This is a genomic window from Rossellomorea arthrocnemi (genome assembly GCF_904424705.1).
Lineage (GTDB): Bacteria > Bacillota > Bacilli > Bacillales > Bacillaceae_B > Rossellomorea > Rossellomorea arthrocnemi.
Genome location: NZ_CAJGBF010000021.1, coordinates 37,474 through 61,770, shown reverse-complemented (window position 1 = coordinate 61,770; position 24,297 = coordinate 37,474). Strand labels below are relative to the sequence as shown.

Sequence of the window (24,297 nt, the reverse complement as noted above, 5' to 3'; positions counted from 1 at the left end):
AATCCGCTCGACTTGCATGTATTAGGCACGCCGCCAGCGTTCGTCCTGAGCCAGGATCAAACTCTCCGATAAAAGTTTGAATAGCTCTTTAAAAATAAATCTAGAATTAACGTTGACGTATTGTCTTATTTTGTTCAGTTTTCAAGGTTCAAATTTCCACTAACTCCGTTCGGAGCGACTTTATTAATTTACCACAAGTGAACTTGTGATGTCAACTGCTTTTTAAAATTATTTATTGGTGTTTCTTCTAAATAATTCATTGTGTTTCAGCGACGTTTATTAATATATCAAGTTTTTCAGGACTGGTCAATACCTTTTGTGAACTTTTATCATTAATTATTTCAATTATCTCGCCCCCTTTTATATCACCCTTTCATTTCTTATCGAATGATCCTCATCAGCATCCCCGGACATATGCTATTAATAAAATTTATAGCCCCCGCTATATAACAGGGGCTGAATGAAATTAATACGTTTCTTTCTTGGCTACTGTCTTCATATATTTCAAACATTCCTTTTGACTCGCAAATCGCTTAAAAAGGGAAAATAAGATTTTGTACCGTTCATCCATTGCCCTCTTAACGATATGATCAATTCGAGAATCCTTTTGATCAAACAGTATTTCATCCATTTCTCTTTTTAACAAATACTCTATTTCCTGTTTCTCTCTATCATTAATCATTAACCCCAGCAACTATGTCACCCCTTAATGTTTGTATTTGTAGTTTTTTCCATTATAAGAAATTTATAATCATTTTTTTATCATATAGATATTTTTTTCGGGGACATGCATATCTTTAGTAAAGATAGACGGTTGAACGGAGGGATGACACATTGAATACGTTTCACACAGTAAACGCCAAGAAATTAAAGCAAATTAGTTTGATTATCGTAATTTCTTTCTTTACTGCTTTGTTTGTCTATAGCAGTAACCTCTCGACTCTTTCTGTGTTTAGTACAAAGGAAGGACCAAAGGCGATTTATAAAGGAGAAAAAGGCGTGGCCATCACATTCAACATTGGCTGGGGCGATGAAAAGGCAAAGCCAATCCTTGAAGAACTCAAGAAAATGAATGTAGGATCCGCTACTTTCTTCATTTCCGGAGCCTGGGCGGAACGACATCCCGATTTAGTGGAACAAATCGTGAAGCAGGGATATGAAATCGGAAATCTTGGATACGCCTATTCCGACTATACGGAAATGGAACCGAATAAGATTAAGCAAGATATACTGAAAGCTGATACAGTCTTTAAAAAATTGAATGTGAAAGATGTGAAATTACTACGCGTTCCAACAGGACATTTTGATAAAGAAACGTTAAAGGTCGCCGATTCCCTCGGCTTAACGGTCGTACATTGGAGCGTGGACTCGAAGGATTGGACTAATCCCGGTGTAGATGAAATCATCAATAATATAAGCAAGGCCAAAAAAGGGGATATCGTTCTGCTCCACGCATCAGATTCTGCTAAACAGACGAAAGATGCCTTGCCGTCCATTGTAAAAGAACTGAAGGCAAAAGGGGCCTTCATCTCAGTTTCGGAAATGATTTCCAACGGAGATGCAAAATCATCTCTTATACAGTAAAAAATCCCGCTGGTGACAAATTGCCACCTAGCGGGATTTTTTATTAGCTCTTCATTGACTGTTTATGTTCTCTTTCCAGTTGGGACTTCTCTATATACCTAGGAAGGCGCAACAGTTGGAATGCATTACACGCTAACAGGGCAAGAAGCATGAGATACAGCCATTTCACGGAATTTACCAGTAATACCGGCAGCCATTCCAGCGTCGTCACCACAATCATAAAGAATAGAGCAGATATAAATGTGTTTGTTTTGGCTTCTGATTGTCGATTTTTTACATAAGCCACGATAAGTCCCACAACAAATATTCCAATCCCCAGTAGAATATAAGGCGTATACGACTCACCTTCTACAGCGAAAGCTCTGAATCGGAAATAAATCAAATCAAACAGGACAAGTGCGATTAGTACCAGTTGAACGGGGTTCCATAAACTTTTAAACATCCCCATTCCGAATTGGTGGATGGTTAAGTAAGCAAAATAACCCATCTGACTGATCACACTGAAGGTAAATCCTACAAATATGAACCAAAGTAAACTCGATAATATGCCAATCACGTTACCGTCTTGAAAATATGGTCCGAACTGATCCCATCTGATGAGAAGGGCTGCTCCACCGGTTACGGCTCCACCGATCGCTAACGTATGAAAAAATAAACGAATCCAATTGCGGATGGTCACTTCTCTTTTCCTCCAAATAAAAAAATATACACTCACTTGATTGTACCAACGCATGTTTAAAAAAGCCAGGTTCCAATTTTCCCTGTGCATATTTTTTTTCGTTATTTCTCATATTAAGGGTAAGGGAATTTGTATGGAAGGAGCCTACCCATGAAAAGATATTCCTTTCTTTTTCTATTGACCCTCCTCCTCCTATCCGCTTGTGGCGGTGGCGGGGATACGGGCAGTGGCAAAATGGATTATGAAGAAACCAAGAAAATGGTTGTCGATATATTAAAGACTGATGATGGTAAAAAAGCCATACAGGAAGTCATGTCTGATGAAAAAATGAAATCAGAGCTTATTATGGACCAGGGAGTTGTAACTGATACGATCTCCAAAACATTAACGTCCGATAAAGGAACCGAATTCTGGAAAAAATCGTTTGAAGATCCAAAGTTCGCTGAAGCCATGGCGAAAAGCATGAAAGATGGAAATGAAAAATTACTCAAAGACCTGATGAAGGATCCTGAGTACCAAGGAATGATGATGGATCTATTGAAGGATCCTGAGTTCAAAAAGGAACTTACCGAAGTATTAAAGAGCCAGGAGTACAAAGAACATCTGCAAAAAGTGATGACAGAAACATTCCAAAGCCCATTATTCAAAGCGAAGCTACAGGATGTTTTATTGAAGGCTGCAGGTGAAATCAAAGATGGAGGAAAAAGTGAAGGTAGCAGCAGTCAATCTTCCGGTAATGAGCAAGGTGGTTCAGGAGACTCAGGTGGTACAGGTAATGGAGGCGGTGGCCAATAATTCTTTATGTGGCATGCCTTCCCTGACAGTATGACAACTCATTAAAAGAGACCAATGCATTTTTAGCATTGGTCCCTTTTTTGTATCTTTAAGATAATTTTTCAATTACTTTATGGGCAATTTCCCCATAAATCTGACCTAGCCGATGATCTTCTGCATAAATAGAAGGTGCAAAATCCTCTTCGTTCCAGTCCGGCTGTTGAAGTGGAAGCTTGCCCAGTAAATCTGTACGGAGCTCTTCTGTAAGCTTCTCTCCGCCTCCTTGACCGAATACGAACTCCTTTTCACCTGTCAATTTACTTTCAAAGTAGGACATATTCTCTACCACACCGAGGATGTCATGGTCTGTCTGAAGGGCCATGGCTCCTGCACGAGCTGCTACGAATGCTGCTGTAGGATGGGGAGTCGTTACAATGATCTCCTTACAATGTGGAAGCATGGTATGAAGATCGAGGGCGACGTCTCCTGTTCCAGGTGGCAGGTCCAGTAGTAAATAATCCAGATCTCCCCACTCTACTTCCGAAAAGAAGTTGTTAAGCATCTTCCCAAGCATCGGCCCTCTCCAAATCACAGGGGCATTGTCCTCTACGAAGAATCCCATAGAGATGACCTTCACGCCGAATCGTTCTACTGGAATAATTCTTTCTCCACGTACAATCGGTCTCTTCACAATGCCCATCATATCGGGAACGCTAAATCCGTAAATATCGGCATCTACAAGGCCCACCTTCTTGCCTTGTCGGGCAAGTGACACGGCAAGGTTAACAGAAACCGTCGACTTTCCTACGCCGCCTTTTCCGCTGGCAATCGCAATGAAGGTTGTCTTACTTGCAGGGGATAATAAGTCCGTCCCTTCTCCACCTGAGCCTCTATGCTTTTCAAGCTCTTCTTCGGGAAGCTCCGTGAACCGTATCCCCACAGATTCCGCTCCGTTTTCCTTTAATACTTGTACAATTTGTTGCTGGAATTGCATTTGCTCACCGGTTCCTGTTTTGGCAATGGCAATTTTCACACTGACATGGTTCTTTTCTTCTTTTAGGGAGATGTCTACAACTCCATTTGTTTCTTTTAAGGTTTTATTTAAAAAAGGATCTTTTAATCCAAATAAAAGTTCGCGTGTTTGTTGTTCCGATAACATGAATAACCACCCTTTTCTATGTATTCGTTTTCAATTATCTGCTTTCAGTATAACATATTCTCAGTTGAATGAATGCTCAAAAGGTTTTGAATGCTTTTGTCGAATAATAAAATGGATTTTCTACCTATAGGGTTCTTTACTAGGCGAGCAGTGGTTGTTTTCCGTTCCAGGTGCTCGCTTTCCGCGGGGCTGGCGGTGAGCCTCCTCAGGCTTCGCCCTCCAGGGTCTCGCCTGTCCAGCTACGGCGGCAAGCCCCTCGAGGTCATAAGCTAAATGGTCCAAGAAGGCAAAAAACGCCTTTTCGGCCCATTCATCTTATGCTTGTCGGGGCTGGGCGAGCCGCCTCCGCTTTTCGTACTGTCCAGCTTTTCCCGGAGGAGTCGAGCACCTTCCACTCCAAACAACTTAAAGTGAAACACTTATGATTAAATTCATTAAAACACACCCCCTCTTTCTACAACTCATGATACAGTGATTTTATCTTATTATATTGTCATTCAAAAAGAGTAGATCGACTTTATAAATCTGTTTCGCCAAATCCTCACAAAATTCCCTGAAGAGAAACAGGGAGTAGACCCATTAGGTTATTAGTGAATTAAACTGCTGTTTTTAAAATCGAAAAAAAGCTGAGAGGTTATTCCTCATCAGCTTTTTCTTTGTCTTCTTTGTCCATTGTCAAGTAGTTGAGTACCCCCTGGTAGACGGAGGCAGCGATTTTTTGCTGGTAATCCTCCTTAAGAAGGTTGGCGCGTTCTCCTGGATTGGAGAGAAAACCAATCTCTACGAGTGCTCCGGGTTTTTTCGCGTGTTTTAGAATATAGACATTTTGAAGTCCTTTTGCTTCACGGGTCGTGTTTTCCAGATTCCGTGTCAGTTCTGCTTGAATGGTTTTGGCGAGTGCTTTATTTTCTTCATATTTTGGATTATAAAAGGTCTGGGCTCCGCTCCATTTCGCAGATGGGATTGAATTCAAATGGATGCTTAGAAACATATCCGCTTGGGATTCATTGATTAAGCTGAGCCGTTTCTTTAGATCCTCCACTTTTCGCCGGCTGTATCCTCTCGTATCTTCATCCGCAAGATCTTCATCCTTCTCCCGCGTCAGGATCACGAGTGCACCTTGTTCCTGGAGATAATCCCTTATCATCAATGATACATTTAAAGCGATATCCTTTTCCAGGGCATCTTCATCACCGGCGCCGCCGTCCGGTCCACCATGTCCTGGATCTATATAAATGATCTTTCCTGATAAGGGGAGATTCCATGAATCCCATGTATCTTTGTCTAATATCTTATATTGAATGATGAATAATAAAATAGCCAGTGCGGAAATTATCCCGATAACCTTAAGTTTCTGAACCATTCCAGTCCTCCTATTTCAAGTGTTAACCACGGAGAACAGCCCCTCCGTTGCCCTTACTAAAAAATATGGGACAAGAATGGATTTTAGAACTGAAATTAATGCAAACGTAATTTGAGGCGCTTGATTCCCTTTTCGTACCCTTCTGACCACCATGTTTCCACAAAGTGCTCACAGCAAAAATAAAAGGACTCGTCAACCTGATTCGAAACACCCATCTCAGACCAATACAGCCAGAAATTATAAAGTGTATCAATAAAATGCTTCAATTCTTCTTCGCAACGTTTTTTTACTAACTCGGTGTCTTCACCTGAATAACCGAACTTGCTGACCTTCCCTCCAAGGAGATAAGCTTCAATGGCTACATCAAAACATGCCTCATCAAAGCCCTGCTGCATAAACACGCCGCCTTGAACCTTTATATATCCAAAATGCCTGCGAACACTCTCCTGCAGCATCTTAATCGAAATTTCTTTCAGTAATGTTCTTTCCGTCTTAATTTGCTTCTCTCTTCTCTTTGTATTGAAAGTAGTAATAACGTTCAAAAATCATCCACCCCTTTGAACGTATTTTCCTACTTAACACACCACTTCATTCGAGTAACTGTTACCAATTTTTTGAGGGACGGACCTCTGGATTCAGTATTTAAATTGAGGAATTTCTTGGTATTAAAGGATTCAGGTAGAGAATTGAAGTGAAAGGAGAGGTCCGTCCCTCAAAATGAAATTCCCTCAAAACCAATAAAAAATCCCAGCCGACAGAATCGGCTGAGCTTTCGTGTGAAATAATAATTAACGCTTAGAGAATTGTGGCGCGCGACGTGCACCTTTAAGACCGTATTTTTTACGCTCTTTCATACGAGAGTCACGAGTTAATAATCCAGCGCGTTTTAGTGTTCCACGGTATTCAGGGTCTGCTTGTAGTAAAGCACGAGCGATTCCGTGACGGATCGCACCAGCTTGACCAGCATAGCCTCCACCATTAACGTTTACTAAAACGTCATAGTTACCAAGAGTTTCAGTTGCAACTAGTGGTTGCTTAATTACTTCTCTTAGTGCTGCGAATGGGATATAAACTTCTACTTCACGATCATTGATAACAATGTTTCCGTTACCTGGTACTAAACGTACACGAGCTACTGAGCTCTTACGACGACCAGTTCCGTAATATTGAACTTGAGCCAAGATAATAACCTCCTCTTATTAATTATCCACGAAGTTCGTAAACTTCAGGTTGTTGTGCTTGATGTGGATGCTCTGCTCCAGCATATACATGTAATTTCTTGAACATTTGACGACCTAGAGAACCTTTTGGAAGCATACCTTTGATAGTAAGCTCAAGCATTTTCTCTGAGTAGTTTGTACGCATTTCTAATGCTGTACGTTGTTTTAAACCACCTGGGTGATTTGTGTGACGGTAGTAGATCTTGTCCGTTAACTTCTTCCCAGTTAATTCAATTTTTGAAGCATTAAGAATGATTACATGATCACCAGTGTCAACATGTGGTGTGAATGTTGGTTTGTGTTTTCCGCGTAGAATTGAAGCAACTTCACTGGATAGACGTCCAAGAGTTTTACCTTCAGCATCTACAACGAACCATTTACGATCGATTTGATTGGCTTTTGCCATATACGTTGTACGCATGATTTAACCTCCTATTTAATGAATCCGTAGTATTTATTTTCTAATCACAATAAGTTTCCGGGGCTTATCGTGGGGTTAATAACATACCATATGCTATATTATCTTGTTCCCAGTCTATTGTCAAGAGAATGTTACACCAGGATTAGTTGTTTTAGTATTTTTTTTGAATCATGATTATCATTTATAATACATGTTCAAGCTTTTCACTGGAAAAACTGTTGTTTTTCAAATAGATAGTGGTCGTTGATTTCCGCTTCAAGTGCTCGCTTTCCGCGGGGCTGGCGGTGAGCCTCCTCGGGCTAAAGCCCTGTGTGGTCTCACCTGTCCAGCTACGGCGGCAAGCCCCTCTAGGTCATAAGCTAAATGGTCCAAGAAGGCAAAAAACGCCTTCTCGGCCCATTCATCTTATGCTTGGCGGGGCAGGACGAGCTGCCTCCGCTTTTCGTACTGTCCAGCGTTTCCCGCAGGAGTCGAGCACCTTCCCCTCCAATCAACAAAAGGGTGCTTTACTATACCCTCTTTCAAAATGCTAAAGACCCTCTAAATCTCATCAGATCCATAATCCACTTTCCACAGATATAACCCATGTGGCGGGGCAGTCTTTCCTGCACGGTTGCGATCCCGTGCATCCAGTATTCCGGGTATTTCCTCCACAGGTATATTCCCAGAACCTACCTCCAATAAAGTACCGACCAGGATCCTCACCATATTATATAGAAATCCATTGCCCACAAATGAAAAAATGATTTCTTCTTCGTGTTCCTGAATTTCAATATGATGAATGGTTCTTACTTTGTCTTCCACTTCCGTCTTCGCTGAACAAAAGCTTGTGAAGTCGTGCTCCCCGATCAGGTGCCGGGCAGCGCGCTTTATATCAGGAACGGAAAGCGTATCGGGATAGTGAAGGGCAAAATGCCGGTTGAACGGACTTCTTGATTCCCCCGTATAAACCCGGTAACGGTATTCTTTCTGCTCCACGGAAAACCGCGAATGAAAGTCTGTTGAAACAAACTCGGCTTCTTTCACGTTCACTTCATCCGGTAACCTTGTATTCAGAACGATCGGCCATTTCTCTTCTGGAATGGATAAAGGTGTGTCAAAATGAAAGACCTGACCGTTTGCATGGACACCTGCGTCGGTACGGCCAGACCCGCTGATCCGGATCCGGACAGGACCACCTTTATGGATAGTGGACAAGATGCTCTCAATAAGGCCCTGGACGGTACGTTGATTCGGTTGTACCTGGTAACCATGAAAATACGTCCCATCATAAGCGATGGTACACTTCACTCTTTGCATACACGACACTCCCATTATCCTCTGAAAATAATCAATACAGCCGTCAGGAGGGCAAGTACAACCAACGCTCCTGTATCCTTCTTATGCCAGGATAACAGGCGGTACTTCGTCCTGCCCTCCCCTCCTTGATATCCTCTTGCTTCCATGGCCGTTGCCAGGTCTTCGGCGCGTTTAAATGCACTGACAAACAGAGGAATCAACAGAGGGATGATGGCTTTGATCCGATCTTTAATGGGGCCGGATGAAAACTCAGCACCCCTTGCAATCTGTGCTTTCATGATTTTGTCGGTTTCCTCCATCAAGGTTGGAATAAATCGTAAGGAAATCGACATCATCAGTGCCAGTTCATGAACGGGAAACTTCACTTTTTTCAATGGATTCAAAAGGGTTTCAAGACCATCCGTAATCGTGATGGGAGAAGTCGTTAGCGTTAATAAAGATGTAACAAGAATAAGATAAAAGAACCGTAAAGAAATAAAGATCCCCTGTCTTAACCCCTCTTCATGAACAGACAATATCCCTAAGTCAAGAATGACAGGACCTTCCTTTGTGAAAAACACATGTAAGAAAAATGTAAATAGAATCAGCCAAAGGATTGGCTTCAGTCCTCCGATAATAAAACGGATGGAAAGATTGGATAGTATGAGTGCGCTAAACGTAAAAAGACCTAGCAGTGCATATGTCACAGCATTGTTTGCCAAAAAGACGACACATATAAATCCGAAAATAAATAAAAGCTTTGCCCTTGGATCCATTTGGTGAAGAATGGATTTGGCCGGCACATAACGGCCGAAGATCATCTTTTCCATCATAGATCTTCACCCCCATCCTGAATTCCACGGATGGCTGAGGCTAATTCGGTGATGGTTAAACAGGTCTTCGGGAGCTTCTTCCCTGTTCTCAGTTCAAATTGATATTGAAATCGAACGACATCAGGTACGTCCAACCCCATCTTAAACAGGTCTTCGGTCTGGGAGAAGATTTCCGCAGGGCCTCCTCTTCTCTTTAAACGTCCCTTCTGCATGATCACGATCTCTTCCGCATAATGAGCGGCGTCTTCCATGCTGTGGGTGACGAGAATAGTGGTCAGACCCTTTTCCTTATGAAGGGCATAGAACATATCCATGATCTCCCTTTGCCCTCGTGGGTCGAGTCCTGCAGTCGGCTCATCCAACACAATGACTTCGGGATTCATTGCCAGTACTCCTGCAATGGCAACACGCCTCATTTGTCCACCTGACAAATCAAATGGGGATTTCTGTAACACATCTTCAGATAAGCCCACCTTTACGATCAGTTCTTTCGCCCTGAGTATCGCTTCTTCTTCTGATACGCCAAAATTCATTGGACCGTAGCAGATATCTTTAAGGACGGTTTCTTCAAACAATTGATGTTCCGGAAATTGAAAGACGATTCCTACCTTCTGTCTGACAGGCTTTAAGTTCTTGGCCTTTTGCTTTGCCTTGATTTCATGTTCTCCAACTTTGACAAGTCCCTCTGTCGGCTTTAGTAATCCATTAAGATGCTGCAACAGTGTAGACTTACCTGAACCAGTGTGACCAATCACCGCAAGAAACTGACCTGTCGGAATGGTTAGGTTAATATCCTGAAGGGCAAGTTTTTCGAATGGAGTGTTGAATGAATATCGGTATTCTACCTGTTGAAATGTGATTTGCATAATTCATCCACCAACTCTTCTTCTGTAAAATAGGTTTTAGACAAAGGAATTCCTGCTTCCTTCAGTGCTCCAGCAAGCTTAATGGTAAATGGGGAATCCAACCCAAGCTTAATGAGCTCGTCCTCCAATAGGAAAATCTCTTCTGGTATTCCCTCCTTAAAAACACTCCCCTGATTTAAGACAATCATACGATCTGCCTTCGTCGCTTCTTCCAGGTCATGAGTGATGGAGATCACCGTTAAGTTTTCTTCTTCTTTCAGTTTCCGGACTGTTTCAAGGACCTCTTGTCTTCCCTTAGGGTCCAGCATAGATGTTGCTTCATCTAAAATGATGATCGAAGGCTGCAGGGCTACCACTCCGGCAATCGCAACACGCTGTTTCTGACCACCAGATAAATGGTGCGGCTCTTGATCAAGAAAATCTTCCATATGGACACTTTTTAAAGCATCATTGACTCTCTGTACCATCGTTTCATGAGGTACCCCATGGTTTTCTAACCCAAAAGCCACATCATCTTCTACTGTAGCACCTACAAACTGATTATCGGGATTCTGAAAAACCATACCCAGCTTTGATCGGATGTCCCAAATAGAACTTTCCTCAAGAGTGATCCCATCCACTGTTACTTGCCCCTTCTCCGGAAAATGAAGCCCGTTCAACATTTTGGCAAGGGTGGATTTACCGGAACCGTTATGTCCGACAATCGCTAACCACTCACCTTTATTAACCTTCAGGCTAATACCTTTAAGTGCATAGGTATTCTGATCAGGGTATCTGAAATGCACATCGTCAACTTTAATGATTTCTTTCAATTCTGTAACCTCCTCTACGCTATCCATACTCAGCTCTGCTAAAAACCTTTGCATATAAAAAAAAGCCTGCACCCCGACCAAAGAAAAGATTGTCTTTTCTTGTTCATCCACTGAACAGCTTCTATAAACATAGAAGTTGGAAGGGGTGCACGAGCTAGACGAGTCAGACTGCGCTGCTCATCGTAACGCTCTGCTTTTCATCACATGCACTTATACAAAAAGGGCAAAGAAGCAGTTAAGGATTAACTGTCCCGCCCTTAATGTTAGAAGTCACGAATTATTAAACTAATTCGATGATTGCCATTGGAGCACCGTCACCACGGCGAGGACCAACCTTCATAATGCGAGTATATCCGCCTTGACGCTCTGTGTAACGAGGAGCGATGTCAGAGAATAACTTTTGTAAAGCATCTTGGTTGTTTTCAGCGTTTGCAACTTCTTTACGAATGAATGCACCAGCTTGACGACGCGCGTGAATGTCACCACGTTTACCTAGTGTGATCATTTTTTCCACAACTGAACGAAGCTCTTTCGCACGAGTTTCAGTTGTTTCGATGCGCTCGTTAATGATTAGGTCTGTAGCTAAATCACGTAGCATTGCTTTACGTTGAGCACTGGTACGTCCTAACTTTCTGTAAGCCATTAAGGGTTCCCTCCTTTGTTGAATCTATATATGAAAGAAGATGTTATCAGTCGTCTTTACGTAAGCCAAGTCCAAGGTCTTCAAGTTTAACTTTAACCTCTTCCAGGGATTTACGTCCTAGGTTACGTACTTTCATCATATCTTCTTCAGTCTTGTTAGCAAGCTCTTGAACAGTATTGATTCCAGCACGCTTCAGGCAGTTATAAGAACGAACAGAAAGATCTAGTTCTTCGATGGTCATCTCAAGAACTTTTTCTTTTTGATCTTCTTCTTTTTCTACCATGATTTCAGCATTCTGCGCTTCATCTGTAAGGCCAACGAAAATATTTAAGTGTTCTGTTAGAATCTTAGCACCTAAAGAAATCGCTTCTTTTGGTCCAATACTTCCATCAGTCCATACATCAAGAGAAAGTTTATCGTAATTAGTCATTTGACCGACACGAGTATTTTCTATTTGATAGTTAACGCGTGAAACTGGAGTGTAAATAGAATCGATTGGGATCACGCCAATAGGAAGATCCTCACGTTTGTTCTGGTCTGCTGGTCTGTACCCACGACCACGGGAAGCACTTAATCGTACCCGGAAGTGACCACTCTTAGATAATGTTGCGATGTGTAAATCAGGATTTAACACTTCTACATCACTATCATGAGTAATATCTGCAGCCGTTACGACTCCTTCGCCCTGCACATCAATTTCTAGCGTTTTTTCTTCATCAGAGTAGATCTTCAACGCTAACTTCTTGATATTCAAAATGATGGATGTGACATCCTCTACGACGCCTTCAATTGTTGAAAACTCATGCAGTACTCCATCTATTTGAATAGATGTGACAGCAGCACCTGGGAGTGACGATAGTAGGATACGACGTAAGGAGTTACCCAAAGTTGTACCATATCCACGCTCAAGTGGTTCTACGACGAACTTTCCATATGTGGCATCATCGCTGATCTCAACCGTTTCAATTTTTGGCTTTTCAATTTCGATCATTAATATTTACCCTCCTTCAAAACGTCGAAACTCCGGGCTAAATAACATAAAGTCCGAAATTCCCCATGTTTACGTTCCCTATTGTGCACCAACAACTGGTTACTTTTCTGAATGAACGTATCTTGTATCATATCCCATTATAGACAACGATACAAAATTTATACAGAAAATTAAACGCGGCGACGTTTTGGTGGACGGCATCCATTATGAGGAACTGGAGTAACGTCTCTGATTGCAGTAACTTCTAGACCTGCTGCTTGAAGAGCACGGATAGCTGCTTCACGACCAGCACCAGGACCTTTAACTGTTACTTCAAGAGTCTTTAAACCATGTTCTTGAGAAGCTTTCGCTGCAGTTTCAGCTGCCATTTGCGCTGCGAATGGAGTGGATTTACGAGAACCTCTGAATCCTAGTGAACCTGCACTTGACCATGCAACAGCATTTCCGTGAACATCAGTAATAGTTACGATTGTGTTATTGAATGTAGAACGAATGTGTGCAATACCAGCTTCGATATTCTTTTTCACACGACGTTTACGAGTGTTTGTTTTACGTGCCATACTAAGAAGTAACCTCCTTTACCTATTATTTTTTCTTGTTAGCTACAGTCTTACGAGGACCTTTACGTGTACGAGCATTGTTCTTCGTATGTTGTCCACGAACAGGTAGTCCACGACGGTGACGAAGACCGCGGTATGAACCGATTTCCATAAGACGTTTAATGTTTAGTGATACTTCACGACGAAGATCACCTTCTACTTTTAATTTATCAACGATATCACGAATCTTTCCTAGTTCGTCGTCAGTAAGATCGCGAACGCGAGTATCCTCAGATACACCAGCTTCAGATAAGATTTTCGCTGCAGTATTTTTACCAATACCGTAGATGTATGTTAATGAAATGACAACACGTTTGTCACGTGGAATGTCTACACCAGCAATACGTGCCATAGTGATAGCGCACCTCCTTTAAGATTAGCCTTGTTTTTGTTTGTGTTTAGGGTTTTCACAGATAACCATGACTTTACCTTTTCTACGAATAACTTTACATTTTTCGCAGATTGGTTTAACAGATGGTCTAACTTTCATCTTATTCTAACCTCCTTAATAGTACGGAGTGCAATAGATTATTTATAACGATAAGTGATTCTACCACGAGTTAAGTCATACGGTGATAATTCTACTGTTACCTTGTCACCAGGTAGGATACGAATGAAATGCATACGGATCTTCCCTGAAACATGTGCCAGTACTGTATGACCATTTTCTAATTCTACCTTAAACATCGCATTGGGCAAAGTCTCAGCGACCTTACCTTCAACTTCAATTACATCATCCTTAGCCATCGAACATGTCTCCCTTCTTCTCATCATTTAACACTTCGTTAACAAACTTTGAAACAGCATAACGCAGTTTACCGTTCGTTACTCTGCCTGATTCAATAATACTGTTTTGAACTTCTGGAGAAACATAGTCACACAAGTGAAGATGAGCGATGTTCTTTCGCTTAGCGCGATCAAACTTTCGTCTATCCCCATCTGCTATGAGTACAAAACGTTCATCCAACTGCTGAACAACGACCGAGTAGCTTCCTGTTTCTCTCCCTTTAAGGGTTTGAACAATCTGGCCTATCCTCGGAATCGTCGAATCTGACTCGATCAATCCAATCACCTTCACTTAGGCTTTCGTCAATATCTCATAGCCGTCTTCAGTAATTGCAATGGTGTGTTCAAAGTGCGCACACATTTTATCATCTACTGTGACGACTGTCCAGTTATCTGATAACGTTCTAACATATCGACTCCCTGCATTAACCATTGGTTCAATAGCCAGTACCATGCCAGGCTTTAGACGCGGACCTTTGTTGGGTGGTCCATAATGAGGAATTTGCGGATCCTCATGTAAGTCTTGACCAACTCCGTGTCCCACATACTCTCGAACGATCGAAAAGCCATTAGCCTCAACAAAAGTTTGTATACTATGAGAGATATTCGACAGACGCTCGCCTGGTTTCGCTTCCTTAAGTCCCAGAAATAATGATTCTTCTGTTACCTCGAGAAGCTTCCGGGTTTCATCATCTATTGTTCCAACTGGATATGTCCAAGCTGAGTCACCGTGATAACCGTTATATTTAGCACCGATATCGATACTGATTATATCGCCATCCTTCAATACCCGATCGCCTGGAATTCCATGTACCAACTCATTGTTGACTGAAGCACAGATGCTGCCACGAAACCCATTATACCCTTTAAAAGATGGAATTGCATCATGTTTACGAATGAATTTTTCAGCAACTGCATCCAATTCCTTCGTTGTTATTCCCGGAGAAATATACTTTTGCAATTCCGCATGAGTTAATGCAACGATCTTACCAGCATGCCGCATAATCTCAATCTCTCTCGGAGTTTTAGAAATGATCATTATGAAAGGCCTCCAAGTAGTTCATCAATGTCATCAAACACTCTATGGATGTCTTGTTGACCGTCAATGTTTTTCAGATAGCCTTTATCTTCGTAGTAAGCCAATAGTGGTTGAGTTTGTTTAATGTTTACGTCCAAACGGTTTTGGACCGTTTCTTCGTTATCATCTGCACGTTGATATAACTCGCCGCCGCAGCGATCACAAACGCCCTCTTCTGTTGGCGGATTAAAGACAAGATGATAAGTAGCGCCGCACTCTTTACAGATCCTGCGACCTGTCAAGCGCTCCATCAGGATGTCCTTATCTACATTTATATTGATGACATAATTCATTTTTTTACCAAGATCAGCTAGGATGTTTTCAAGTGCTTCTGCCTGAGCAACCGTTCTTGGAAACCCATCCAGTAAGAAGCCTTTTTCACAGTCCTCTTTGCTTAAACGTTCACGGACGATACCGATTGTTACTTCATCAGGAACAAGATCGCCATTATCCATGAATGATTTAGCCTTCAAGCCTAGTTCAGTACCTTCTTTAATAGCTGCACGGAACATATCGCCTGTAGAGATATGGGGGATACCATATTTATCTACGATTTTTTCAGCTTGAGTGCCTTTTCCTGCGCCTGGTAAGCCCATAAGAACTATATTCACTCGTACTCCCCCTAATTGTCTATAAAATGGTTTCAGGAACAAGACGTTCCCGAAAACCCTCTTATTTAATAAATCCTTTGTAGTGACGTTTCACTAACTGTGCCTCTAGTTGCTTCATTGTCTCAAGTGCAACACCTACTACGATCAGTAAACTTGTTCCACCGATTTGAGCTGCAGGAGGCAATCCTGCAAAGTTAATGAAGAAAACTGGAAGGATTGAAATAACAGCTAAGAAGATAGCCCCAACAAATGTTAGACGATACAGAACGCGAGTGAGATATTCTTGTGTGGTTTTACCTGGACGAATACCAGGGATATATCCACCTTGCTTCTTCAAGTTTTCAGCCATTTGTTCTGGATTCACTTGAATGAATGCATAGAAATACGTAAAGGCAACGATCAGAGCTACATAGATGATCATACCAACTGGTTTGGTGTAATCAAAAATGTACTGGATAGTACTGGTCACATCATTATCTCCAAAGAAGGATGATATGGTCTGTGGCGTGATAATGAAAGAAATCGCAAAGATAACTGGAATAACACCCGCAGCATTCACCTTTAATGGAAGATGTGTTGATTGTCCACCAACCGGACTACGCCCCACTAAACGTTTTGCATATTGAATCGGAATCTTACGAAGTGCTTGTTGGATAAACACAACACCAACCACGATTGCAATAACTGCTAAAACAAGAAGTGCAAGAACCACAATTCGAAGAAAGAGCTGTTCGCCTGCTCCCTCAATTTGTTGAGCATAGATTTGGTTTACAGTGTTAGGGATCGCAGCAACGATACCTGCAAAGATCAGGATCGAAATACCATTCCCAACACCTTTAGCCGTGATTTGTTCACCCAACCACATAAGAAAAGCCGTACCAGCTGTTAGAACTAACGCTATTAGTAGGTACGTACTGACTCCCGGGCTTTGGATAAGCATTCCACCGTAAATTCTATTGAAGCCGTAGGACATACCCAAGGCCTGGATGAATCCTAGAACGATAGTGAAATACCGTGTGAACTGAGCTAATTTACGGCGCCCGACTTCACCCTGTTTAGACCACTCTGTAAACTTCGGTACAACATCCATTTGCAGGAGCTGTACAATGATCGAAGCTGTGATATAAGGCATGATACCCATCGCAAAGATGGAGAAGTTCTTCAATGCACCGCCACCAAATGTATTCAGGAATCCAAGGATCCCTGCCTGGTCTTGCATTTTCAATACATTAGCATCTACGTTTGGTACCGGAATGAAGGTACCAAGACGGAAGACTATTAACATTAGAAGGGTGAAGATAATTTTGTTTCTTATATCACCCACGCGCATAAAATTGGAGACAGCTTGAAACATTAGATCACCTCGGATGTACCGCCAGCAGCTTCGATAGCTTCTTTAGCAGTGGTTGAGAATTTGTGTGCTTTTACTGTAAGCTTTTTCTCGATTGAACCTTTACCAAGAATCTTAATTCCTGCTTTTTCGTTACTCACTACACCAGATTCTACAAGTAGAGCTGGAGTAACTTCTGTACCATCTTCGAAGCGATTCAATACGTCAAGATTGACGATTGCATATTCTTTACGGTTGATGTTCGTGAATCCACGTTTCGGCAGACGTTGGAACAATGGTGTTTGACCACCCTCAAAGCCAGGACGAGTTCCGCCACCTGAACGGGCGTTTTGTCCTTTATGACCTTTACCAGAAGTCTTTCCATTACCTGAACCAATACCACGTCCTACACGATTGCGGACTTTACGTGAACCTTCTGTAGGCTTTAACTCATGTAATTTCATGTCGGCACCTCCTTTTTTTTAAGCGTTAAAAATTATTTTTCAGTTACAGTAACAAGGTGAGCCACTTTGTTGATCATACCGCGGATAGCAGCATTATCTTGTTGCTCAACTGTTTGGTGCATTTTGCGAAGTCCTAAAGCTTCAACCGTTTTGCGTTGATCTTGAGGACGGCCAATGATGCTGCGAGTGAGGGTAATTTCTAGTTTGTTAGCCATCGTTATCCCTCCCTTAACCTAATATCTCTTCTACTGATTTACCACGTAATTTTGCAACGTCTTCAGCGGTCTTTAATTGTTTTAAACCTTCGATTGTAGCGCGAACCATGTTGATTGGAGTGTTAGATCCTAAAGACTTAGATAGGATATCTTGAACACCAGCTAATTCAAGTACGGCACGAACAGGTCCACCGGCAATAATTCCTGTACCCGCAGAAGCAGGTTTAATCAGAATTTGACCAGCACCAAATCGTCCAGTTACTAGGTGAGGTGTTGTACCTTCAACCATAGGAACTTCAATTAGATTTTTCTTCGCATCTTCAATCGCTTTACGGATTGCTTCAGGTACTTCCTGAGCTTTCCCAGTTCCGAAACCAACGTGGCCGTTTTTATCGCCCACTACTACAAGAGCAGCGAAACGGAAACGACGTCCACCTTTAACTACTTTCGCAACACGATTGATTGTAACTACGCGTTCTTCAAATTCTAGTTTGCTTGAGTCAATACGACGCATCTGGATTGTCCCTCCTTTTTTTATTAAAATTCTAAGCCGTTTTCACGAGCTGCTTCAGCTAAAGCTTTGATACGGCCATGATACAAATATCCACCACGGTCAAATACTACGGATTTCAATCCTTTTTCTACTGCACGTTTCGCAACTAGTTCTCCTACTTTCGCTGCTGCATCAGCAGTAGCAGATGAGTCTAGATTGAAATCTTTATCTTGAGAAGATGCACTAACTAGAGTAACACCGTTCATATCATCGATAAGTTGAGCGTAGATATTTTTGTTAGAACGGAAAACGTTCAAACGAGGACGAGTTTCAGTTCCAGTAATTTTTGAACGGACACGAGCATGTCTTTTCTTACGTGTTTTGTTCTTATCTGGCTTAGTAATCACCTACGGTCACTCCTTTCTTTTGCCTACGCGGCATTATTTACCTGTTTTACCTTCTTTACGACGAACATATTCACCTTCGTAGCGAATACCTTTTCCTTTGTAAGGCTCAGGTGAGCGTACAGCACGAATGTTAGCAGCTAATGCCCCAACACGTTCTTTGTCGATACCTTTAATAGATATCTTTGTATTAGCCGGTACTTCGATCTCGATACCTTGTTCTGGTTCAATCTCAACTGGGTGAGAGTAACCAACGTTCAGTACAAGCTTCGTACCTTGTTTTTGAGCACGGTAACCTACACCGACTAGCTCAAGATTTCTTTGGAATCCTTTAGATACACCTTCAACCATGTTCGCGATTAAGGCACGAGTTGTACCGTGTAACGCGCGGTGTTCTTTTGCATCAGAAGGACGAGTAACTGTTGCTACATTTCCTTCCAATTCTATTTTAATATCAGAATTGAATGTACGAGAAAGTTCCCCTTTAGGTCCTTTTACAGTTACAGTGTTATCTTCACCTACTGTTAGAGTAACGTCAGATGGAATTTCGACTGGTAGTTTTCCTACACGTGACATCCTGTTGCACCTCCATTCATATAAAAAATATTACCAAACGTAAGCTAGTACTTCTCCGCCTACTTGTTGAGCACGAGCTTCTTTATCAGTTAATACACCTGTAGAAGTAGAAACAAGTGCAATACCTAAGCCGTTTAACACTCTAGGTACTTCTGTAGATTTAGCATAAACACGTAAACCAGGTTTAGAGATACGCTTTAATCCAGTAATTACGCGTTCGTTGTTTGCTCCATATTTTAAGAAAATGCGGATAACACCTTGCTTGTTATCTTCTACATATTCTACGTCACGTACGAAACCTTCACGTTTGAGGATTTCAGCAATTTCTTTCTTGATGTTAGAAGCAGGAACTTCTAATCTTTCGTGACGAACCATGTTCGCATTACGGATGCGAGTTAGCAAATCTGCAATTGGATCTGTCATTGTCATAATAATTTACCTCCTTCCCAATATGGGGTATTACCAACTAGCTTTTTTAACGCCAGGAATCTGACCCTTGTATGCAAGTTCACGGAAACAAATACGGCAAAGCTTGAATTTACGGATTACTGAATGAGGACGTCCGCAACGTTCGCAACGAGTGTACGCTTGAACATTATGCTTTGGCGTGCGTTTTTGTTTCGCAATCATAGATTTTTTAGCCACATTTTCGCCTCCCTTATATAGCGATTACTTTTGGAATGGCATTCCGATTTGTGTCAATAATTCACGAGCTTCTTCGTCTGTGTTAGCAGTTGTTACGATTACGATATCCATACCGCGTGCTTTAGACACTTTATCATAATCAATCTCAGGGAAAATCAATTGCTCTTTTACTCCTAATGTATAGTTACCGCGACCGTCGAATGCTTTTTTAGAAACACCGCGGAAGTCACGTACACGTGGAAGTGAAACAGAAATTAATTTATCTAAGAATTGGTACATACGCTCTCCGCGAAGAGTAACTTTTGCACCGATTGGCATACCTTCACGAAGACGGAAGCCTGCGATAGATTTTTTAGCTTTTGTTACGACTGGCTTTTGACCAGTAATTTGAGTCAATTCGTCAACAGCTACATCAAGAGCTTTTGAGTTTGAAACAGCATCACCGACACCCATGTTGACAACGATCTTTTCAACTTTAGGTACTTCCATTACTGATTTGTAATTGAATTTGCTAACTAGAGCTGGACTGATTTCTTGTTGAAATTTTTCTTTTAGGCGGTTCATTCAGAATACCTCCCTTCTTAATCGTACTATTTATCTAGAACTTCACCTGATTTTTTTGCTACACGTACTTTTTTGCCGTCTTCTGTCTTATAACCTACACGAGTTGGCTCGTTAGATTTCGGATCTAGAAGCATAACATTTGATACATGGATAGATGCTTCCTGGCTGATGATTCCGCCTTGCGGATTCATCTGTGAAGGTTTAGCGTGTTTTTTTACAACGTTGATTCCTTCAACTAGCACTCGGTCTTTCTTTGGGAATGAAGCAAGAACAACACCTGTTTTGCCTTTGTCTTTCCCTGTAATGACCATTACTTTATCGCCTTTTTTTACATGCATTTCATCGCACCTCCTTGAATGGCCCAATGCTAATATCTATTAAAGAACTTCTGGAGCTAAAGATACAATTTTCATAAAGTTGCTGTCACGCAATTCACGGGCAACAGGTCCGAAGATACGAGTTCCACGTGGTCCCTTATCGTCACGGATAATGACACAAGCGTTCTCGTCGAACTTAATGTAAGTACCGTCTTGACGACGTACACCAGATTTAGTACGTACAACAACTGCTCTGACTACGTCACCTTTTTTAACAACGCCACCTGGTGTTGCTTGTTTTACTGTACACACGATAACATCACCGATGTTAGCTGTCTTGCGTCCAGAACCACCAAGCACTTTAATAGTTAATACTTCACGAGCACCAGAGTTGTCAGCAACTTTTAAACGTGATTCTTGTTGAATCATGTAGGTAACCTCCCTTCGGAATATAAAATATCCGAACAAATATATTAGATAATAACTGCTTTTTCAACAACTTCTACTAAACGGAAACGTTTTGTAGCAGATAGTGGACGAGTCTCCATGATACGTACGATATCGCCTACTTTTGCTTCGTTGTTCTCATCATGAGTTTTAAACTTCTTAGAGTACTTAACGCGCTTGCCGTATAGAGAATGCTTTTTATAAGTTTCTACCATAACCGTTACTGTTTTATCCATTTTGTCGGAAACAACACGGCCAGTGTATACCTTACGTTGGTTGCGGTCACTCATTTAAGCAAACCTCCTCTCATTTATCGATTGTTAACCCCGATCTCTCTTTCACGGATTACAGTTTTCATACGAGCGATCCCTTTGCGGACTTCACGGATGCGAGCTGTATTTTCTAATTGCCCAGTCGCAAGTTGGAAGCGAAGGTTAAATAACTCTTCTTTCAGAGTCTTTACTTTTTGTTCTATTTCAGCAGTGGTTAGGTCACGAATTTCATTACTTTTCATTTGATTCACCACCAATTTCCTCACGTTTTACAAACTTCGTTTTAATTGGAAGTTTATGTGATGCTAGACGAAGCGCTTCACGAGCTACCTCTTCAGAAACACCAGCGATTTCAAACATGATTTTTCCAGGCTTAACTACTGCTACCCAACCTTCTGGAGCACCTTTACCTGAACCCATACGAACTTCTAAAGGTTTTGCTGTGTAAGGTTTATGAGGGAAGATTTTAATCCATACTTTACCGCCACGTTTCATGTAACGAGTCATAGCGATACGAGATGCTTCGATTTGACGGTTTGTGATCCAAGAAGCTTCAACTGCTTGTAAACCGTATTCACCGAACGCTACTTCTTGACCGCCTTTAGCACGTCCACGCATTTTTCCGCGGTGTTCGCGACGATGTTTAACGCGTTTAGGTAATAACATAATTATTTGCCTCCTTCCTCAGATTTCTTTCTTGTAGGAAGAACTTCTCCACGATAGATCCATACTTTAACGCCAAGCTTACCATAAGTTGTATCAGCTTCTGCATGAGCATAGTCAATGTCAGCGCGTAGAGTATGAAGTGGAACAGTACCTTCACTGTAATGTTCTGAACGAGCGATATCTGCTCCGCCTAAACGACCAGATACTTGTGTTTTGATTCCTTTTGCACCGGCACGCATCGCACGTTGAAGCGATTGTTTTTGAGCACGACGGAAAGAAACACGATTTTCTAATTGACGAGCGATGTTTTCAGCTACAAGTTTAGCATCAACGTCCGCTCTTTTGATTTCAACGATGTTGATGTGTACACGTTTTGAAGTAAGTTCGTTCAGTGCTTTACGAAGTGCTTCAACTTCTGTACCACCTTTACCGATAACCATACCAGGCTTAGCTGTATGAACAGTAATGTTAATACGATTTGCTGCGCGTTCGATTTCTACTTTAGAAACAGAAGCGTCAACTAAACGTTTTGCAATATATTCACGTACTTTAATGTCTTCGTGTAATAGATTAGCGTAATCCTTATCTGCGTACCATTTAGATTCCCAATCACGGATTATACCGACACGAAGTCCGACCGGATGTACTTTTTGACCCACAGCTTATCCCTCCTTCTTTTCTGATACGACAAGTGTAATGTGACTTGTACGTTTGTTAATTTGACTTGCACGTCCCATCGCACGAGGACGGAAACGTTTAAGTGTTGGTCCTTCATTTACATAAGCCTCAGTTACCACTAGGCTATTAATATCCATGTCAAAGTTGTGCTCTGCGTTCGCAATAGCAGACTTAAGTACTTTTTCGATTACTGGTGAAGCAGCTTTAGGTGTATGCTTTAAGATAGCAACCGCTTCTCCAACTTGCTTACCTCGGATTAGATCAACGACTAAACGTACTTTACGAGGAGCAATACGTACTGTTCTTGCAACAGCTTTTGCTTGCATTAGGATACCCTCCTCTCAATTAGCGTCTTGTTTTCTTATCATCACTTGCATGACCTTTGTAAGTACGAGATGGTGCGAATTCACCAAGCTTGTGTCCTACCATGTCTTCAGTGACGTATACAGGTACATGTTTACGACCATCGTAAACTGCGATAGTGTGACCGATGAATGCTGGGAAGATCGTTGAGCGACGAGACCAAGTTTTAACAACTTGTTTGCCTTCAGTTTCGTTCAATTTCTCAACCTTATTCATTAAATGATCATCAACAAAAGGTCCTTTTTTTAAGCTACGACCCATGTTTGAACCTCCCTTCGTGACTGATCTACGGCTCTTTTGAGGAACCGTAGTACAATCCCGTTATTTTTTGCGACGACGCACAATAAATTTATCAGATTTGTTGTTTTTCTTACGTGTCTTGTATCCAAGAGTAGGTTTACCCCAAGGAGACATTGGTGATTTACGTCCGATTGGAGCGCGACCTTCACCACCACCGTGTGGGTGATCGTTAGGGTTCATTACAGAACCACGAACTGTTGGGCGTTTACCTAACCAACGAGAACGACCGGCTTTACCAATGTTGATAAGTTCGTGTTGTTCATTTCCAACTTGACCTATAGTAGCACGACAAGCAGAAAGAATCATACGAGTTTCACCAGAGTTCAAACGTACAAGTACATATTTACCTTCTTTACCAAGTACTTGAGCAGATGTTCCAGCAGAACGAACTAACTGGCCACCCTTACCTGGTTTAAGTTCAATATTGTGTACGATTGTACCAACTGGGATGTTGATAAGTGGTAATGCATTACCTACTTTAATATCTGATTCAGGTCCAGACATTACTTCCATACCTACAACAAGTGTTTTAGGTGCAAGAATGTAACGTTTTTCCCCATCAGCATAATTGATTAGTGCAATATTAGCTGAACGGTTTGGATCATATTCGATCGTAGCAACGCGTCCAGGTATACCATCTTTTTCACGTTTGAAATCGATGATACGGTATTGGCGCTTATGACCGCCACCTTGATGACGAACTGTTAACTTACCTTGGTTGTTACGGCCACCCTTTTTGTGTAGGGGTGCTAAAAGTGACTTTTCCGGAGAATCAGTCGTGATTTCAGCGAAATCAGAACTAGTCATGCCGCGACGACCATTAGAGGTAGGTTTATACTTTTTAATCGCCATGTTTTTCCCTCCTC

At 41.7% G+C, this 24,297-nt stretch carries 40 protein-coding genes and 1 rRNA gene; 2 read left to right on the top strand and 39 right to left on the bottom strand.

Features of this window, described 5'->3' with window-relative positions; translation table 11 throughout:
• Both BAA9072_RS20090 and BAA9072_RS20085 read right to left on the bottom strand, forming a co-directional pair.
• A 16S ribosomal RNA gene (locus tag BAA9072_RS20090) occupies positions 1 to 72 on the bottom strand; the annotation flags it as partial.
• A gap of 394 nt (positions 73 to 466) precedes the next feature.
• On the bottom strand, positions 467 to 694 hold the full coding sequence (locus tag BAA9072_RS20085) for a hypothetical protein (RefSeq protein WP_201716435.1): 228 nt from the start codon (positions 692 to 694) through the stop codon (positions 467 to 469).
• A 140-nt stretch (positions 695 to 834) separates the two neighbouring features.
• Between BAA9072_RS20085 and pdaB the strand changes: the two genes are divergently transcribed.
• Positions 835 to 1,584: a polysaccharide deacetylase family sporulation protein PdaB gene (pdaB, locus tag BAA9072_RS20080; protein ID WP_201716434.1), complete on the top strand. Its 750-nt coding sequence runs from the start codon at positions 835 to 837 to the stop codon at positions 1,582 to 1,584.
• 43 nt (positions 1,585 to 1,627) lie between these two features.
• Here the strand turns inward: pdaB and BAA9072_RS20075 are convergent, their stop codons facing one another.
• The gene (locus BAA9072_RS20075; RefSeq protein ID WP_201716433.1) at positions 1,628 to 2,263 is read right to left on the bottom strand and encodes a KinB-signaling pathway activation protein; all 636 of its coding nucleotides are present in this window, start codon (positions 2,261 to 2,263) and stop codon (positions 1,628 to 1,630) included.
• Positions 2,264 to 2,413: 150 nt separating this feature from the next.
• Between BAA9072_RS20075 and gerD the strand changes: the two genes are divergently transcribed.
• The gene (gene gerD, locus BAA9072_RS20070) at positions 2,414 to 3,058 is read left to right on the top strand and encodes a spore germination lipoprotein GerD (protein ID WP_201716432.1); all 645 of its coding nucleotides are present in this window, start codon (positions 2,414 to 2,416) and stop codon (positions 3,056 to 3,058) included.
• 88 nt (positions 3,059 to 3,146) lie between these two features.
• On the opposite strand, the gene BAA9072_RS20065 is transcribed toward gerD, so the two are convergent.
• The 36 genes from BAA9072_RS20065 to rplB form a co-directional block, all read right to left on the bottom strand.
• Complete coding sequence (locus tag BAA9072_RS20065; RefSeq protein WP_201716431.1) at positions 3,147 to 4,196, bottom strand: Mrp/NBP35 family ATP-binding protein; 1,050 nt, start codon at positions 4,194 to 4,196, stop codon at positions 3,147 to 3,149.
• Positions 4,197 to 4,830: 634 nt separating this feature from the next.
• On the bottom strand, positions 4,831 to 5,559 hold the full coding sequence (gene cwlD, locus BAA9072_RS20060; RefSeq protein ID WP_201716430.1) for an N-acetylmuramoyl-L-alanine amidase CwlD: 729 nt from the start codon (positions 5,557 to 5,559) through the stop codon (positions 4,831 to 4,833).
• Between the two features lie 95 nt (positions 5,560 to 5,654).
• Positions 5,655 to 6,101, bottom strand: coding sequence for a DUF2521 family protein (locus BAA9072_RS20055; protein ID WP_201716429.1), 447 nt, complete (start codon positions 6,099 to 6,101; stop codon positions 5,655 to 5,657).
• A 246-nt stretch (positions 6,102 to 6,347) separates the two neighbouring features.
• A complete protein-coding gene (rpsI, locus tag BAA9072_RS20050) occupies positions 6,348 to 6,740 on the bottom strand; it encodes a 30S ribosomal protein S9 (protein ID WP_034765933.1) in 393 nt (130 codons plus the stop codon).
• A 22-nt stretch (positions 6,741 to 6,762) separates the two neighbouring features.
• Positions 6,763 to 7,200 (bottom strand): 50S ribosomal protein L13, encoded by a 438-nt coding sequence (rplM, locus tag BAA9072_RS20045; protein ID WP_034765935.1) that lies wholly within the window; start codon positions 7,198 to 7,200, stop codon positions 6,763 to 6,765.
• A gap of 540 nt (positions 7,201 to 7,740) precedes the next feature.
• Positions 7,741 to 8,499, bottom strand: coding sequence for a tRNA pseudouridine(38-40) synthase TruA (gene truA / locus BAA9072_RS20040; protein ID WP_201716428.1), 759 nt, complete (start codon positions 8,497 to 8,499; stop codon positions 7,741 to 7,743).
• 14 nt (positions 8,500 to 8,513) lie between these two features.
• Positions 8,514 to 9,311 (bottom strand): energy-coupling factor transporter transmembrane component T family protein, encoded by a 798-nt coding sequence (locus BAA9072_RS20035; protein WP_201716427.1) that lies wholly within the window; start codon positions 9,309 to 9,311, stop codon positions 8,514 to 8,516.
• A complete protein-coding gene (locus BAA9072_RS20030; RefSeq protein WP_201716426.1) occupies positions 9,308 to 10,177 on the bottom strand; it encodes an energy-coupling factor ABC transporter ATP-binding protein in 870 nt (289 codons plus the stop codon). The genes BAA9072_RS20035 and BAA9072_RS20030 overlap by 4 nt, the downstream gene beginning before the upstream one ends.
• Entirely contained in the window at positions 10,153 to 11,016 is an 864-nt protein-coding gene (locus BAA9072_RS20025) for an energy-coupling factor ABC transporter ATP-binding protein (RefSeq protein ID WP_201716437.1), read from the bottom strand. The genes BAA9072_RS20030 and BAA9072_RS20025 overlap by 25 nt, the downstream gene beginning before the upstream one ends.
• Positions 11,017 to 11,269: 253 nt before the next feature.
• Entirely contained in the window at positions 11,270 to 11,632 is a 363-nt protein-coding gene (gene rplQ / locus BAA9072_RS20020; protein ID WP_034765940.1) for a 50S ribosomal protein L17, read from the bottom strand.
• Positions 11,633 to 11,678: 46 nt separating this feature from the next.
• Positions 11,679 to 12,623, bottom strand: a complete 945-nt coding sequence (locus BAA9072_RS20015) for a DNA-directed RNA polymerase subunit alpha (protein WP_034765941.1) — start codon at positions 12,621 to 12,623, stop codon at positions 11,679 to 11,681.
• Positions 12,624 to 12,793: 170 nt separating this feature from the next.
• Positions 12,794 to 13,183 (bottom strand): 30S ribosomal protein S11, encoded by a 390-nt coding sequence (rpsK, locus tag BAA9072_RS20010; protein ID WP_032085294.1) that lies wholly within the window; start codon positions 13,181 to 13,183, stop codon positions 12,794 to 12,796.
• 25 nt (positions 13,184 to 13,208) lie between these two features.
• Positions 13,209 to 13,574 (bottom strand): 30S ribosomal protein S13, encoded by a 366-nt coding sequence (rpsM, locus tag BAA9072_RS20005; RefSeq protein ID WP_034765943.1) that lies wholly within the window; start codon positions 13,572 to 13,574, stop codon positions 13,209 to 13,211.
• Positions 13,575 to 13,598: 24 nt separating this feature from the next.
• Positions 13,599 to 13,712: a 50S ribosomal protein L36 gene (rpmJ, locus tag BAA9072_RS20000; RefSeq protein WP_003156543.1), complete on the bottom strand. Its 114-nt coding sequence runs from the start codon at positions 13,710 to 13,712 to the stop codon at positions 13,599 to 13,601.
• Between the two features lie 38 nt (positions 13,713 to 13,750).
• The gene (gene infA, locus BAA9072_RS19995) at positions 13,751 to 13,969 is read right to left on the bottom strand and encodes a translation initiation factor IF-1 (protein WP_034765945.1); all 219 of its coding nucleotides are present in this window, start codon (positions 13,967 to 13,969) and stop codon (positions 13,751 to 13,753) included.
• Positions 13,962 to 14,285 carry a KOW domain-containing RNA-binding protein gene (locus BAA9072_RS19990; protein WP_201716425.1) on the bottom strand — a complete coding sequence of 108 codons (324 nt, stop codon included), beginning with the start codon at positions 14,283 to 14,285 and terminating at the stop codon, positions 13,962 to 13,964. The genes infA and BAA9072_RS19990 overlap by 8 nt, the downstream gene beginning before the upstream one ends.
• A gap of 15 nt (positions 14,286 to 14,300) precedes the next feature.
• Positions 14,301 to 15,047, bottom strand: a complete 747-nt coding sequence (gene map / locus BAA9072_RS19985) for a type I methionyl aminopeptidase (RefSeq protein WP_201716424.1) — start codon at positions 15,045 to 15,047, stop codon at positions 14,301 to 14,303.
• On the bottom strand, positions 15,047 to 15,697 hold the full coding sequence (locus BAA9072_RS19980) for an adenylate kinase (protein WP_034765951.1): 651 nt from the start codon (positions 15,695 to 15,697) through the stop codon (positions 15,047 to 15,049). The genes map and BAA9072_RS19980 overlap by 1 nt, the downstream gene beginning before the upstream one ends.
• Before the next feature lie 61 nt (positions 15,698 to 15,758).
• Positions 15,759 to 17,051, bottom strand: a complete 1,293-nt coding sequence (gene secY / locus BAA9072_RS19975; protein ID WP_201716423.1) for a preprotein translocase subunit SecY — start codon at positions 17,049 to 17,051, stop codon at positions 15,759 to 15,761.
• Positions 17,051 to 17,491 (bottom strand): 50S ribosomal protein L15, encoded by a 441-nt coding sequence (rplO, locus tag BAA9072_RS19970; protein ID WP_060674101.1) that lies wholly within the window; start codon positions 17,489 to 17,491, stop codon positions 17,051 to 17,053. The genes secY and rplO overlap by 1 nt, the downstream gene beginning before the upstream one ends.
• Positions 17,492 to 17,523: 32 nt before the next feature.
• A complete protein-coding gene (rpmD, locus tag BAA9072_RS19965) occupies positions 17,524 to 17,706 on the bottom strand; it encodes a 50S ribosomal protein L30 (protein ID WP_034765956.1) in 183 nt (60 codons plus the stop codon).
• Positions 17,707 to 17,719: 13 nt separating this feature from the next.
• Positions 17,720 to 18,220: a 30S ribosomal protein S5 gene (gene rpsE, locus BAA9072_RS19960; RefSeq protein ID WP_098438509.1), complete on the bottom strand. Its 501-nt coding sequence runs from the start codon at positions 18,218 to 18,220 to the stop codon at positions 17,720 to 17,722.
• A 23-nt stretch (positions 18,221 to 18,243) separates the two neighbouring features.
• Entirely contained in the window at positions 18,244 to 18,606 is a 363-nt protein-coding gene (gene rplR, locus BAA9072_RS19955; protein WP_201716422.1) for a 50S ribosomal protein L18, read from the bottom strand.
• 33 nt (positions 18,607 to 18,639) lie between these two features.
• Positions 18,640 to 19,179 carry a 50S ribosomal protein L6 gene (gene rplF / locus BAA9072_RS19950; RefSeq protein ID WP_201716421.1) on the bottom strand — a complete coding sequence of 180 codons (540 nt, stop codon included), beginning with the start codon at positions 19,177 to 19,179 and terminating at the stop codon, positions 18,640 to 18,642.
• A gap of 30 nt (positions 19,180 to 19,209) precedes the next feature.
• Entirely contained in the window at positions 19,210 to 19,608 is a 399-nt protein-coding gene (gene rpsH / locus BAA9072_RS19945; protein WP_060674108.1) for a 30S ribosomal protein S8, read from the bottom strand.
• A 30-nt stretch (positions 19,609 to 19,638) separates the two neighbouring features.
• Positions 19,639 to 19,824 (bottom strand): type Z 30S ribosomal protein S14, encoded by a 186-nt coding sequence (locus tag BAA9072_RS19940; RefSeq protein WP_010191505.1) that lies wholly within the window; start codon positions 19,822 to 19,824, stop codon positions 19,639 to 19,641.
• Positions 19,825 to 19,848: 24 nt separating this feature from the next.
• A complete protein-coding gene (rplE, locus tag BAA9072_RS19935) occupies positions 19,849 to 20,388 on the bottom strand; it encodes a 50S ribosomal protein L5 (RefSeq protein ID WP_060674110.1) in 540 nt (179 codons plus the stop codon).
• Between the two features lie 26 nt (positions 20,389 to 20,414).
• Entirely contained in the window at positions 20,415 to 20,726 is a 312-nt protein-coding gene (gene rplX / locus BAA9072_RS19930; RefSeq protein WP_034765969.1) for a 50S ribosomal protein L24, read from the bottom strand.
• 39 nt (positions 20,727 to 20,765) lie between these two features.
• Positions 20,766 to 21,134, bottom strand: a complete 369-nt coding sequence (rplN, locus tag BAA9072_RS19925; protein ID WP_060674112.1) for a 50S ribosomal protein L14 — start codon at positions 21,132 to 21,134, stop codon at positions 20,766 to 20,768.
• Between the two features lie 44 nt (positions 21,135 to 21,178).
• A complete protein-coding gene (gene rpsQ, locus BAA9072_RS19920; RefSeq protein WP_032085279.1) occupies positions 21,179 to 21,442 on the bottom strand; it encodes a 30S ribosomal protein S17 in 264 nt (87 codons plus the stop codon).
• 20 nt (positions 21,443 to 21,462) lie between these two features.
• Positions 21,463 to 21,666 carry a 50S ribosomal protein L29 gene (gene rpmC, locus BAA9072_RS19915; RefSeq protein WP_060674114.1) on the bottom strand — a complete coding sequence of 68 codons (204 nt, stop codon included), beginning with the start codon at positions 21,664 to 21,666 and terminating at the stop codon, positions 21,463 to 21,465.
• The gene (gene rplP, locus BAA9072_RS19910; RefSeq protein ID WP_060674116.1) at positions 21,656 to 22,090 is read right to left on the bottom strand and encodes a 50S ribosomal protein L16; all 435 of its coding nucleotides are present in this window, start codon (positions 22,088 to 22,090) and stop codon (positions 21,656 to 21,658) included. Before rplP ends, rpmC begins: the two co-directional genes overlap by 11 nt.
• A gap of 2 nt (positions 22,091 to 22,092) precedes the next feature.
• Entirely contained in the window at positions 22,093 to 22,749 is a 657-nt protein-coding gene (gene rpsC / locus BAA9072_RS19905; protein WP_060674118.1) for a 30S ribosomal protein S3, read from the bottom strand.
• 3 nt (positions 22,750 to 22,752) lie between these two features.
• Positions 22,753 to 23,094, bottom strand: coding sequence for a 50S ribosomal protein L22 (rplV, locus tag BAA9072_RS19900; RefSeq protein ID WP_034765976.1), 342 nt, complete (start codon positions 23,092 to 23,094; stop codon positions 22,753 to 22,755).
• 19 nt (positions 23,095 to 23,113) lie between these two features.
• The gene (rpsS, locus tag BAA9072_RS19895) at positions 23,114 to 23,392 is read right to left on the bottom strand and encodes a 30S ribosomal protein S19 (RefSeq protein ID WP_060674120.1); all 279 of its coding nucleotides are present in this window, start codon (positions 23,390 to 23,392) and stop codon (positions 23,114 to 23,116) included.
• 60 nt (positions 23,393 to 23,452) lie between these two features.
• The gene (gene rplB / locus BAA9072_RS19890; RefSeq protein ID WP_201716420.1) at positions 23,453 to 24,283 is read right to left on the bottom strand and encodes a 50S ribosomal protein L2; all 831 of its coding nucleotides are present in this window, start codon (positions 24,281 to 24,283) and stop codon (positions 23,453 to 23,455) included.
• Between the last annotated feature and the right edge of the window lie 14 nt (positions 24,284 to 24,297).